This is a genomic window from Algibacillus agarilyticus, assembly GCF_003286125.1.
GTDB lineage: Bacteria > Pseudomonadota > Gammaproteobacteria > Enterobacterales > Alteromonadaceae > Algibacillus > Algibacillus agarilyticus.
The window spans coordinates 106025-120508 of the sequence record NZ_QMED01000005.1; the positions used below are offsets into that span (position 1 = coordinate 106025).

7 protein-coding genes are annotated in these 14484 nt (G+C 39.3%); all 7 read left to right on the forward strand.

The window, feature by feature from the left end; all coding sequences use genetic code 11:
* The first annotated feature begins 4 nt into the window (after nucleotides 1-4).
* The 7 genes from DPX34_RS06235 to DPX34_RS06265 are packed head-to-tail and all read left to right on the forward strand — an operon-like array spanning nucleotide 5 to nucleotide 14448.
* Complete coding sequence (locus DPX34_RS06235; RefSeq protein WP_111977552.1) at nucleotides 5-862, forward strand: 3-hydroxyacyl-CoA dehydrogenase family protein; 858 nt, start codon at nucleotides 5-7, stop codon at nucleotides 860-862.
* Between the two features lie 19 nt (nucleotides 863-881).
* Nucleotides 882-1139: an acyl carrier protein gene (locus DPX34_RS06240; RefSeq protein ID WP_111977553.1), complete on the forward strand. Its 258-nt coding sequence runs from the start codon at nucleotides 882-884 to the stop codon at nucleotides 1137-1139.
* An 8-nt stretch (nucleotides 1140-1147) separates the two neighbouring features.
* Nucleotides 1148-2329, forward strand: a complete 1182-nt coding sequence (locus tag DPX34_RS06245; RefSeq protein ID WP_111977554.1) for an acyl-CoA dehydrogenase family protein — start codon at nucleotides 1148-1150, stop codon at nucleotides 2327-2329.
* Entirely contained in the window at nucleotides 2329-3399 is a 1071-nt protein-coding gene (locus DPX34_RS06250; RefSeq protein WP_111977555.1) for an HAD-IIIC family phosphatase, read from the forward strand. Before DPX34_RS06245 ends, DPX34_RS06250 begins: the two co-directional genes overlap by 1 nt.
* 1 nt (nucleotide 3400) lies before the next feature.
* Nucleotides 3401-4597, forward strand: a complete 1197-nt coding sequence (locus DPX34_RS06255) for a hypothetical protein (protein WP_111977556.1) — start codon at nucleotides 3401-3403, stop codon at nucleotides 4595-4597.
* A gap of 37 nt (nucleotides 4598-4634) precedes the next feature.
* On the forward strand, nucleotides 4635-9926 hold the full coding sequence (locus DPX34_RS06260) for a non-ribosomal peptide synthetase (RefSeq protein ID WP_111977557.1): 5292 nt from the start codon (nucleotides 4635-4637) through the stop codon (nucleotides 9924-9926).
* Nucleotides 9919-14448, forward strand: coding sequence for a type I polyketide synthase (locus DPX34_RS06265; protein WP_111977558.1), 4530 nt, complete (start codon nucleotides 9919-9921; stop codon nucleotides 14446-14448). The genes DPX34_RS06260 and DPX34_RS06265 overlap by 8 nt, the downstream gene beginning before the upstream one ends.
* Nucleotides 14449-14484 lie beyond the last annotated feature (36 nt).

Here is a 14484-nt window from a genome sequence, read left to right on the forward strand (position 1 = left end):
AAATATGACACAGCAAGTAGTGGGCGTAATAGGGGCAGGAGTCATGGGGATCGGTGTTGCGCAAAATTTAGCGCAAAGCGGTTTTCATGTTGTTTTAATTGATATATCAGTAAGTGCGCTTGAAAAAGCGCGTAACGAAATTAGAAATAACATTCGTTTTCAAGCGTTTGGTAAAAAAGATAAGAGTCAGTTAGATGACCCTGAAGCTATTTTAGATCGTATAAACTTTACCACTGAATATGCACCGTTATCAGACGCATTTTATGTCATCGAAAATGTATCGGAAAAATGGGAAGCTAAGAGTCGTGTTTACCCACAACTTGATGCTGTTTGTCCTGAACATACTGTCTATGCGGTGGATACATCTTGTTATTCAATCACCCGTGTTGCAGCAATCACCAATCGCCCAGATAAAGTAATTGGTATTCACTTTATGAATCCAGTACCAATGAAACCAACTGTAGAAGCAATTAAAGGCTGGCATACGTCTGAAGAAACCATTGCGATCACAAATGATATGTTAGCTAAAATGGGTAAAAACAGCGTATTAGTTAATGACTCACCTGGTTTTGTTTCTAATCGCATCTTAATGTTAACAGTCAATGAAGCCGTTTTTACTGTTCAAGACCAAGTTGCCAGTGCGCAAGAAGTTGATCAAATATTTAAACAATGTTTTGGTCATAAGATGGGGCCATTAGAAACAGCAGATTTAATTGGGTTAGATACCATTTTATATTCAATTGAAGTACTGCACGAAAGTTTTGCAGATAGTAAATATCGCCCATGTCCACTATTGAAAAAAATGGTAGATGCGGGATTACACGGCCGTAAAAGTGGCGAAGGCTTTTACAAATATAACTAATAATAGACAAGGAACTCACATGAACTTTGAAGAATTAATCTCAAAATCACATGCATTTGTAACGCAATACTTAAATGGTGCAGATGTAGACCTCGATATTGATTTATTTGCAACAGGAATGGTTAACTCATTATTTGCTATGCAATTAGTTTTGTTTGTTGAAAAAGAATTTGGTTTTGCCGTTGCTAACGAAGATTTAGATTATGATAATTTCAGATCTATCAATGCAATCGCCGATTTTGCGGCAAGAAAGCTTGGATTAACGGTTAACGCTTAGGTATAAAAATGGATATTCAACTGAGTGAAAAACAACAAAGCGCCCAAGATGAATTTAGGGACTTTGTTGACCGAAAAATAATGCCGTTTGCCAATGATCACGACAAACAAGAAACAATGCCTGCAACCTTAATTCAAGAAGTGGCAGATAAAGGCTACCTTGGTGGTTTAGTACCCGAGCAATATGGTGGTAATGGCATGGATAGTGTTACCTGGGGGCTTTTATGTGAAGAAATTGGTCGTGGTAGCGCATCACTAATGTCATTGTTTACTGTGCATAGCATGGTTATACAAGCTATTTTGAAGTGGGGCGATGAAAGTTCACGTGAACGTTGGCTACCTCGTTTGGCAACGGGTGAAATAATAGGTGGATTTGCTTTAACCGAGCCAAATGTAGGCAGTGATGCAACTGCGATTGAAACTAATGCAACATTAGATGAAGGTCAATGGTGCGTTAATGGGCAAAAATGTTGGATATCATTTGGTCAGGTTGCGTCTTTATTTTTAGTTTTTGCTCAAACTGAAGGCAAGTCAATTGCGTTATTAGTTGAACGAGAATGTGACGGTTTTTCAAGTGAGCCTATTAGTGGAATGCTCGGTTTTAGATCAGCAATGCTAGCTAATATAAAATTTGATCACTGTAAAATACCTGAATCAAATTTACTTGGCCGTCCAGGATTTGGTTTCTCACATGTAGGCGGTACAGCATTAGATCAAGGTCGATATTCTATTGCATGGGGCTGCCTAGGTTTAGCACAAGGTGGTTTAAACGCGAGTTTAGCTTATGCCGGTAAAAGAAAACAATTTGGTGTATACCTAAATGAGCATCAGTTAATTCAAGCATTATTAACCGATATGATTACTCAGGCGCAAGCAACGCGAATGCTTTGCTATCGAGCCGCCGCACTAAAAGAGCAAGCCGATCCAAGTGTGATTATGGAAACCGCCATGGCTAAATATTTTGCATCACAAGCCGCAGTAAAAATTTCTACCGATGCAATACAAATTCATGGTGCTAACGGTTGTTCTGATAAATACCCCGTTCAGCGTTACTTACGTGATTCAAAAATTATGGAAATTATCGAAGGTAGCAATCAAATGCAGCAAATTATGATTGCAAAACACGGTTATCAAAGTCATGTAATGAATGAACGTCGGCAAGCAGAACGAGCAAAAAGAGAAACCAAATAATGAGTGTGGATCAGACTGAAGTTTTAAAACAAGAACAAAAGCAACGTATTGTGAAATGTGTTGTTTGGGATTTAGATAACACATTATGGGACGGTACTTTACTTGAAGGTGGTATTAAAGGATTACGTCCAAATGTATTCACGGTCATTAAAACACTCGATGAACGTGGAATTTTGCAATCCATAGCCTCTAAAAATGACCATCAGTCTGCTTTATCTCAACTTGAACAATTAGGGTTAACTGATTATTTCCTGAGCCCTCAAATTAATTGGGGAGCAAAGTCTGGTTCAATCGAAAGGATCGCAAAAGACCTCAATATCGGGTTAGATACCTTTGCTTTTATAGATGACCAAGCTTTTGAACGAGAAGAAGTTAGTTTCGCTATACCCGAAGTTTTATGTATTGATGCCGCTGATACCGATAAAATACCTGAATTACCCGAATTTAAACCACGTTTTATAACTGAGGATTCAGCTCGACGTCGCCAAATGTATCAAGCCGATTTACAACGTCAAACCGTTGAAGAACATTTTGATGGACCCCAAGAAAAATTTCTAACAAGCTTAGAAATGAAGTTAAGTATAAACCCGGCAGGTGAGTCAGATTTAAAAAGAGCGGAAGAATTAACGCTACGAACTAACCAACTGAATACAACCGGTTATACCTACTCATATGATGAACTAAATTTGTTTCGTCAATCCTATAATCATCAACTTTTAGTCGCCAGTTTAGAGGATAAATACGGTGACTATGGAAAAATTGGATTGGTATTAATTGAACGCTTCGAAGGTAATTGGGTCATTAAATTATTATTAATGTCATGTCGTGTGATGGCTCGCGGCGTAGGAACGGTATTAATTAATCATTTACGAAATCAAGCTCGAAATAATCATGTTAGATTATTAGCTGAAATGTTACCTAATGACCGAAACAGAATGATGTATATGACTTATAAATTTAATCATTTTAGTGAAATAGACAAACAAGGTGAGCTCGTCATATTTGAAAATGATCTAAAAGTTGTGCATGAATTCCCTAATTATTTTCAATTGAATATTGGTGATTTATAGTATGGATATGGATGGCGTAACACTATTTGATATGACCGAAATACACCCCTCCATAAAAGGGTATTCGGGCGTAGTCTCTGATGGGCATTATTTATATTTCATACCGCTAAATAATGGTGATTTTTTTGGTACGGTAGCTCGCTATTCGCTGAATGAAACCTTCAGTGATGCAAAATCTTGGCATACATTTGATACAACCCGAGTAGACAAATCGAGTCAAGGCTTTGTTGATGGCATTTTTGATGGTCGTTATTTGTATTTAATTCCATTTTGTAACGATAAACACCATGGCCAAGTAACACGATACGATACTTCAAAAGCATTTGATGATATAGCAAGTTGGCAAGTATTTGATTCATCCCAACTGCATCCTAATAGCAAAGGCTTTGTTAGTGGCTGTTATGATGGGCGTTATCTGTATTTATCGCCCTATCAGCTAGACCATGCAACACATCATGGACAAGTTACACGATACGATACACACGCCGAATTTTGTGAACTTACCGCCTGGCAAGTCTACGATACCGCACAAACACATATCGATAGTCGGGGTTTTCATTCTGCGGTATCCGATGAACAGTATGTCTATTTTGTCCCTTATCTCCGTGATGCGGGTGTGCATAATGGTATTTTATTATGTTATGAAAAAAGTAAAGCATTTGATGACACCAACGCTTGGCAATATTTCGATATGACCCAATTAGGTGAAGAATGCCAAGGTTATATCGGTGCGGTTTATCATAAAGGTATGATTTACTTTGCCCCTTACCGTAATAATGAACAACGGCATGGTAACGTTTTACGATTTAATACGAATAAAAATTTACATGATTTGTCGGCCTGGACTGTATTCAATTGTGAAAAAGTCGACATAGGCAGCCGAGGCTTTTTTGGTGCCATCTGTGACGATGAGTATTTATATTTATTGCCACATTGTCGTGGCCTCAATAATTATCATGGCCAACTAACTCGTTATAAATTGACACAAAATTTTGAGGCACCTGAGAGTTGGTCTATTTGTGAACTCGAAAATGCATCTTCTAATTGTAAGGGCTTCATTGGCGGTTTAATACAAAAGAAAAAATTGTATTTAGCCCCGTTCGAAATTGATGCAGGTTGCCATAGTGGCGTAGTTGCATGCATTCAACTTGATAAAGATGATATTTGGCAACAACCGGCTACTGAAGTAATTGACTAAAAAAACAATAATATGTTTTCTATGGAGTGAGATAATAATGAATGCCCCGAAAAATGTAAGCTTAACGGTAAGTCGTAACGATGTTGAAGAGATGTTACGTGGATTTATGGCTAAGGTACTTCCATCAGCGCCTACCGATGCCGATATGCAAATTCCGTTTTTAGAAATGGGGGCAAATTCATTAGCATTAATGGAAGTTCAACGAGCAGTTGAAACAGAATATGGCCTAACAATATCCATTCCACAATTTTTCCAAGAACTCACAAACATAAATGCGCTAGTCGATTATATTGTTGAAAAGCAGCCATCGGTATCAGTAAAAATAGAAGTTGAAGATAAACAAGCGCAGTCGATTGCTGAACCCACTATCAAAACACCTACGCCATTAAAAAATAACAATCAATTAAATACGTTAGCGACTGACGTAGATGATTTGCAGACCATTTTATCTCGTCAACTTGAAACAGCATCTAAAGCGATTAATCAAGTAGTCGCCAAACAACTCCAATTTTTACAAGAACTTGAGGCAACAGAAGATTCAACTCCTCTGACTAAAACGCCAGAAGCTACATTAAAAACCAAACCGCAAAATGGTCAACCTAAAAGCAAAAATAACGACGAAAGTGCTTCGACACAAAAAGCCATAAAATCAAGCTCCACAACCGTGATGCATCGAATGCTGTCGCCACTAGAAACACGGGCAAGGGGCTTAACCGCAAAACAAAGTGAACATCTTGAAACGTTAATACAAACCTATACTGAAAAAACAAAAGTATCTAAAGCGTTAGCATCAAAACATAGAGCATCATTAGCTGATAGCAGAGCCGCCGTTGGATTTCGATTTACCACTAAAGAAATGTTATATCCGATTGTGGGTAGACAAGGAAAAGGTTCACGTGTTTGGGATGTTGATGGTAATGAATATATTGATATTACCATGGGCCAAGGGGTGACGTTATTTGGTCATCATCCAAAATTTATAGATGAAGCTTTAGCCGATCCCGAAAACGATACCATGATGTTAGGCCCGCGGTCACCTCATGTAGGTGAAGCAGCTCAATTGGCCTGTGAAATGACCGGGATGGATCGGGTTACGTTCACAAATAGTGGAACAGAAGCTGTCATGGTTGCACTACGTTTGGCACGTGCTGCAACGGGTCGTAATAAAATAGTGATGTTTGAGAATGCATATCATGGTCATGCTGATAATGTAATGGGTCGTCCCGTTAAGAATGAAGATCAGTTAAGCTCGGTTCCGGTTGCGCCAGGTATTACCCAAGGGTCTGTTGATGATATATGGTTACTCGATTATGGTAGCGATAGCGCATTAGAATATATTAAAGCACACGGCCATGAAATAGCAGCGGTTATGGTTGAGCCCGTGCAAAGTCGTCGACCCGATCTGCAACCTCGAACCTTTTTACACGAGTTAAGACATATTACAGAGCAATCTGGCAGCTTGCTTATGTTTGATGAAATGATTACGGGGTTTCGGGTGCATCAAGGTGGCGCTCAAGCATGGTTTGGCGTTAAAGCCGATATTGCCACTTACGGTAAGGTATTAGCGGGAGGCATGCCAATTGGCATGGTCGCCGGTGACGCCAAATATATGGATGCAATTGATGGAGGGGCTTGGCAATACGGCGATAACTCTTATCCAGAAGCCGATAGAACCATCTTTGGCGGCACGTTCTGCCAACACCCTACTGCAATGATCACAACATTAGCTACTTTACGTTATTTAAAACAAGAAGGACCCCAGCTTCAAGAAAGATTAAATGAAAAAACAAAAATGTTAGCCGCTGAACTTAACGAATATTTTGATGCACAACAAATACCGATGCGGGTCATTCATTTTGGTTCATTATTTAGGTTTTCTTTCGAGGGCAACTTTGAGCTCTTATTTTATCACATGATGCAAAAAGGCATATTCATTTGGGAATGGCGAAACTATTTCTTATCGACTGCGCATACCGATGAAGATATAAACGATATTATCAGTGCCGTTAAAGAAAGTGTAACCGCGCTACAAGAAGGCGGGTTTATTACTCAACGTAAAAATGAATCTGAATTACCTGAACCAACCGAACTTAACGAAGCGCAAAAGCAATTACTCACACTCGCAGAAATAATACCCGAAGGGTCTAAGGCTTATCATATTAGTCCTTTGCTCGCATTGAAGGGTAAACTGCAAGTCAAAACACTTAAATTAGCCGTTCGTGAAGTGATGCGCCGTCATGATGCTTTACGAACAGTGATCGTTAACCAACAGCAGCAAATTTTACCACTTAATTCATTTAAAAATGTTGATTTAACTTACACTGATTTAAGCCAAGAGTTATCGCCAGAAAAGGCCTTAACAGAATCATTGAGTGCCCATGCAGAACGAGCTTTTGATTTATCATCAGACCCGTTGTTCGAAGTACATTTATATTGTATGGCAGAAAATGAGCATCGATTATTAATTAAAGCTCATCATATTGTAACCGATGGTTTATCGGTTAATCTTATTGTCCATGACTTAACGGCTCTCTATAACGCCAACTTGCAAGGCGTTGCGAATACACTCGCTACGCCAATGCAATTTAGTGAGTATCTTAATTGGCAAAAAAATGCTTCATTTGATAAACAAAAAGCATATTGGTTGACACAATTATCGGGCGAGTTACCCGTTTTAGATTTACCGGTAGATAGACCAGAACCCCTACATAAAACCTATCGAGGTGGTCGATATTGCCAAGAAATTTCTGCGCCTTTGTTAGCAAAAATACAACTATTAAGTCGTAACCAAAGCTGTACTGATTTTATGACCTTGTTTTCTATTTATGCTTTATGGTTACATCGTCTATGTCAGCAAGATGATTTGTTAATCGGTATTCCGGTCGCTGGAAGAAATTTGAAAGGGGCAGATGAATTAGTGGGTTACGCTACACACCTGATACCCGTAAGAAGTCGTGCAACATGGAACCAGCCTTTTAATGAATATTTACGATCAATGCGTGACACATTATTAGCGAGTTACGAAAATCAGGATCTCCCTTTCTCAGAATTACTTAATGAAGAAAATTTTAAAAGCAGAAGAAGTAATTTAATTTCCGCGATATTCAATTTAGATCGTCCAGGCGCGGCACCTAATATGGATGATGTCGAAGTAAAATGGCTTTCACAGCCCGTTCATTATACTGCGTTTCCTATTACGCTAAATTTAACAGAAGTTGATAATGGCATGGTGCTCGAGTGCGATTTTAGTCGTGATTTATTCGATACAAGTTCCATAGAGCGCTATGTAGATAGCTTTTTTACAATACTTGAAAATGTGATAGAAAAACCGGAGCAAACTTTAGATTGTGTCCCTTTATTAAATGCTCATAATCAGAAACGATTATTCACAGATTGGAATAACACGACTAAAGAGTACAATGCCGAAAACACGATAATAGAGCGTTTTGAAACACAAACCACGTTAACACCAACCGCCATTGCGCTCTATCAAGGCGAGACGGCGATAACTTATGAGGCCTTAAACAGTCAAGCGAATCAACTGGCTGTTTGGTTACAAAATCAAGGCGTACAGGCAGAAACGGTGGTTGGAGTTTGTTTAGAAAGATCAGCAAACTTAATTGTTAGTCTTTTAGCTATTCTAAAAGCGGGTGGCGCCTATTTACCCTTAGATCCGGCCTATCCAACACAACGTTTACAATTTATGGTTGAAGATGCCGATGTAACAACGTTGTTGACACAAAGCTCGATCAGTAAACACTTTGATGGTTTGAACCATATCCACTCATTATGTTTAGATACACAACAAAAAAACTATATTAATAACCCTCAAAACAATCTTGAACATCAAATAAAACCAACAGACCTAGCGTATTTAATTTATACATCAGGTTCGACCGGTAAACCAAAAGGGACATTAATAGAACATCGTAATTTATCTAATTATATTTATTGGGCTTCTGAATATTATCAAGTTTCACAAGGTGACGGGGCGCCTTTGCATTCATCGATTAGTTTTGATGCAACCATTACCAGTTTATTTTTACCTTTACTGAATGGCCGAGCACTAACATTATTGCCAGAAGACGAAAAACAAGAAATTGAACATATTTGCTCTGCATTACAATCTGATAAAGAATGGAGTTTTATAAAATTAACACCTGCGCACCTAGAATTAGTAAATGTTATGGTGCCAAATGAAAAATTAGGCCAACAAACTCAATGTGTTGTGCTAGGCGGAGACGCTTTACTTAATAGTCAAATAAAACCTTGGCAAGCGTTTGCAACCGATACACGCATAATTAATGAATACGGCCCCACAGAAACCGTTGTTGGCTGTTGTGTATATCAAGCTGATCCTAATTTGCCGACAAACAATACCGTTAATAGTGTGCCCATTGGTAAACCTATTGCTAATACCCAATTGTATGTATTAGATCAAAATAAACAACCTGTTCCCATTGGTGTAAAAGGAGAGTTATATATAGCAGGTAATGGAGTTGCTCGTGGATATTACAAACAAGAAAATTTAACGGCGGCGCGTTTTATTCAAATAAGCGAAACGGGCATAAGCGCTTTAGAACCAGAAGAAAATAATACACGTTTATATCGTACCGGCGACATCGTCAAATATATGCCTGATGGTAATTTAGTATATTTAGGCCGCAGTGATAACCAAATAAAATTACGGGGTTATCGTATTGAGTTAGGTGAAATTGAAAACGCAATAACACAAGAAAACCAAATTCGCGAAGCCGTTGTAACAATCAACAAAAAAACCGAAAAAGATATACGCTTAAATGCATATGTAGTTATTAATAGCGGCTTTGTTTTTGATGAACAGCAATTACGTTCTTCATTAATTAATCTTCTACCTGCACATATGTTACCCAGTACATTCACTGAGCTTGAATCGTTACCCCTAACAGCCAATGGAAAAGTAGATCGTACCGCGTTACCTGAGCCTAATGCAATACGCTCCAAAATCGCATCAGCTTTAGTTAATCCGAGTAATGAAGCCGAAAAGAAAATAGCCAGTATGTGGCGAGAATTATTAGGTATTGAACAATTAAGTGTAAACGATAATTTTTTCGAATTAGGTGGTCATTCATTATTAGTTATCCCCCTTCGTGATCAATTACAAACAATGTTTGAGAAACCATTATTACCCGTCGATATTTTCCGTTTGCCTACAATAGCGGCTCAGGCACGGTTTATGACTAAAACACTAGAGACGCAACAACCCACTAAATCAGAAAATATAAAACAACGCGCCAGTCGACAGCGTCAGGCTTTTAAAAAGAAAAAACAAAGGAATCAAAGTGCCTAATTCAGCTTATTCAGATCAAATAGATGCCGTTGGCGATGAAGAATACACAGACGAAATGGAAGGCGTAGCCATTGTCGGCATGGCTTTACGCGTTCCTGGAGCCAATGATTTAGAGAGATTTTGGCACAACTTACATAACGGCGTTGAATCAACAACATTTTTTAGTGATGCACAACTACGAGCCGCCGGTGTATCTGAGTCAACATTAGCCAACCCGGACTTTGTTAAAGCATTTGGCTTACTTGAGGGTGCTGAACTCTTTGATAATGATTTTTTTGACATATTACCCAGTGAAGCCGAAATACTTGACCCTCAGCACCGTCAACTTTTAGAGTGCAGCTGGGAAGCGTTAGAGCATGCAGGCTATGCCCCTGCAAGCCAAAACTTCGACAATGCAGGACGAGTAGGCATGATGTCAGGCGTTGGCTTAAATAATTATTTATTACACAATTTAGTGGGACGAACCGATTTAATTGAATCACTCGGGGGCTGGCAACTTACATTAGCCAATGATAAAGATTTCGCAGCAACTCGTGTCGCTTACAAATTAAACTTACGCGGGGCGGCAATGAATGTCAGCACCGCGTGTTCAACCTCATTAGTGTCGGTGGCAATGGCTTGTCAAAGTTTACTGTCTTATCAAAGTGATATGATTTTGGCCGGTGGATGTTCAATACACCTGCCACAAGATCAAGGTTATGAATATCACCCAGGCGGTACATTATCATCCGATGGGCATTGCAGAGCGTTTGATGAAAAAGCACAAGGTACCTTTGATGGCAATGGTGTTTCGGTTGTAGTGCTCAAACGTTTAGAGGATGCCATAAATGACAATGATACGATATATGGTGTTATTCGAGGTTTTGCGGTTAATAATGATGGCGCTCAAAAAGTAGGTTACACAGCACCAAGTGTTGAAGGTCAATCAAGTGTTATTCGCGAAGCTCAAGAAATGGCAGAGATTAATGCAGATACCATTGCTTACATAGAAACGCATGGTACAGGTACCGATTTAGGTGATCAAGTAGAAATAACCGCATTAACCGAAGCCTTTCGAGACGCCGGCATCACCAGTAATCAACAATGTGGTTTAGGCTCAGTTAAAACCAATGTCGGTCATTTAGATACGGCAGCAGGCACTACGAGTTTAATTAAAACGGTATTAGGTTTGAAAAATGGTCAAATACCACCCTCACTGCATTTTACCAAGGCAAACCCTAAACTAAACCTTGAAACTAGCCCGTTTTATGTAAATGCTAACCTACGGGACTGGCCAAGACTCAATGGCGCGCCTCGACGCGGAGGCGTTAGTTCTTTTGGCATTGGCGGAACCAATGCGCATGTAGTAGTAGAAGAACCGCCTGAAAGCCAAATATCAAATGAAGGCCGAACTTGGCAAATGTTAGCTTTATCAGCAAAAACGGAATCATCATTACAACAAAATAGCCAGAACTTAGCAACGTGGTTGACGAATAATACCGATTCATCATTAACCGATATTGCCCATACGTTACAAATGGGTAGAAATGCATTTGAACACAGACAAGTAATCGTATCAAACGCTCATGAAGATGCAGCCCATATAATTAATACCACGGCCGTAAAACAAATTTTTAGTGGTACTCAACCGGCTACCGCCCCATCCATTGTTTTTATGTTTCCAGGCCAAGATGCACAATATTTAGGGATGGTAACAACACTTTATAAAGATGAACCCTTATTTGCAAAGCATGTGGATTTATGTGCTGAAATAGTCAAACGTGAACACGGCATCGATCTCATGTCGCGCATGTTTTCAGATCAAAGAACCATAAACGAGCCTTGTTATTCACTGGATTCACTCCCTATTTTTGTGACTGAATATGCATTAGCCCAATACTGGTTAGCATTAGGCGTAAAACCACACGCCATGATGGGCTGTAGCTTAGGGGAGTATGTATGTGCTTGTCTTGCGGGTGTGTTTAGTTTAGAAGATGCCTTGATGCTCGCGATTAGCAGTGGGCGTATATTGACCACATTACCGTCAGGCTCTTTGATATCAGTGTCGATGGCAGAAAATGAATTGCGTCCCTTGCTGACAGATGGTCTTGGTTTATCAATGATCAGTGCCCCGAAACAATGTGTCGTAGGGGGTACGGCAGAAGCCACAGAACAATTGAAACTGAAATTAACAGAATTGGGGGCATCATATGTTGATGTATCAATGGGTTTGCCTTTTCATACAGAATTTATGCAGCCTTTCATTGAACCATATCGCCAAAAATTACAACAAGTGAAGTTTAATCCGCCGACAACGCCATTTGTGTCTTGTGTTACGGGAGACTGGATCACATCAGAACAAGCCATGGATCCAGAACATTATTTGCGTTTAGCCAACCAAACGATCCAGCTTGAAAAAGGGTTTGATAAATTATTTTCGATTGATAATTGTTTATATCTTGAAATAGGCCCGAGTCAAAATATGAGCAGTTTTGCTATGTTGCAAACAAGCCGTCCAGTTAATGCTCAAATTTTATCGAGCTTAGCGGATCCCCGCTACACGTCAGTAAGTAACGCTCATTTGAACGACTCCTATCATTTACAAACAACAGTTGCAAAATTATGGGTTTCAGGTGTTGAGATTAATTGGTCAGCTTTATATGAAGGTATAAAACAAAAGCAAATTGCATTACCAAGTTACGCTTTTGAACATAAACGTTACTGGGTTGAACCCGCCGTCACAAAAAGTGAAACTAACAAATCCGAAAATACGGGTAAACAACCTGACTTAGCAAAATGGTTTTATCGTACAAGCTGGCAAGAACAATCATCTCTCACCGTCAAACCTCTTAATGGTCATTGGCTTGTTGTTGGCGAGCAAAGCTCTTTTACCCATGAACTAATTGAGAAATTAAACACGTCTGGTGTAAAAGTCAGTTTTCATTCTTCAGTTGGGCTAAATACAGCGGCAGATTGGGATAACGTTTTTACAACAACAGAAATGGTTGAAACGTCTTTTGATCACATCGTTTACCTCGGTTTAATCAAAAACAAAATAGATAATGATTTCAACCCTTTAGCGTTAGGGTATTACGCATTACTGGCATTAGGGCAATCTCTTGGGCGGCGTGTATTTTCTGATACGATTAAGCTCACACTATTAAGTACACACAGTTTGTCAGTCACGGGTGAAAAGATAGATCCACTTAACTCTGCCGTATTAGGCCCTTTACTTGTTTTACCGCAAGAGTATCCAAACTTACAATGCCGGTTAATAGATTTTGTCGAACCTGAATTCTCTTGGCAGCGAACACGCTTATTTGAAAATATATTAAGTGAATTTAGCGCCCAAGAAAGATTTGTAGCGTTACGAGCTGAACAACGTTGGGTTGAAGAATTTGAACAATATAAACCAAACGCAGTGTGTGAAAAATCAGCCAAAGACAATTCGATATTTAAAGATAAAGGTACATATTTAATTACAGGTGGTTTAGGTAATATTGGGTTAGTTTTAGCTGAATTCATTGCAAAACAAGCATCTGAGGTTAATTTAATTCTTACGACTCGACAAACGTCATGGATGTTAGATGATGCTCGGGCAAATAAAATTGCCTTGCTTAAAACACTGGGTGCCAATGTTCAAGTTGCCGTTGCCGATACCGGTGATTTTAATGCCATGAACGCTTTGATTACCCGTACAGAAAATAATTTTGGGCTAATTAACGGCGTTATTCATTCTGCAGGTTTAGTCGGTGAAGAATCATTTGCTACCGTTAGTGAAAGTACACGCGCGTTCTGTGATAAGCAATTTAAACCCAAAATAGAGGGTGTACAAATACTTGAGCAAGTACTTGGTGAGCGTCCTCTCGATTTCTGCATACTGTGTTCATCACTGGCATCTATATTAGGCGGCCTCGGTTTTGCTGCGTATGCCGCTGCAAATGCCTATTTAGATAGCTTTGTGATCCAACATAATCAAGCGCATCCAACACGCTGGATCAGTGTAAATTGGGAAGGTTGGCATTTTGAAGATGAAGTAGACACTAATCAAGCAGGCGCATCAGTAGCTGAGTTAGGGATGTCTCCCTGTGAAGGGCTAGACATCTTTAAACGGATATTAACATCTGCACATCGCGATCGTATCGTAATCTCTAGTGGTGACCTAACAGAACGAATGGCCCAGTGGGTTGCACCAAAAGATGAATCGCTCATACAAACGACACCAGAAGCACAACATGAACGGCCGAGTATGTTAGGCGCCTATGTTGAACCTGTAGGTGAAATAGAACAACAAATTGCACAATTATGGCAAGGCTTATTGGGTATTGGTGGAATTGGATCAGATGATAGCTTTTTTGAACTCGGCGGTAATTCATTATTATTAACGCAATTACTTGCTCAAATAAGAAAAATATACCGTTTAGAGCTTTCTTTAACCTCATTATTTGATAGACCGACAATAGCCGATATTGCGGAGATGATTAAACAAATACAGCAAAATGCGTTAGAAAGTGAATCAGAACGCGAAGAAGGTGTGTTGTAAGCATGGCATAAAGTGCATTAAATAAAAGTATACCGT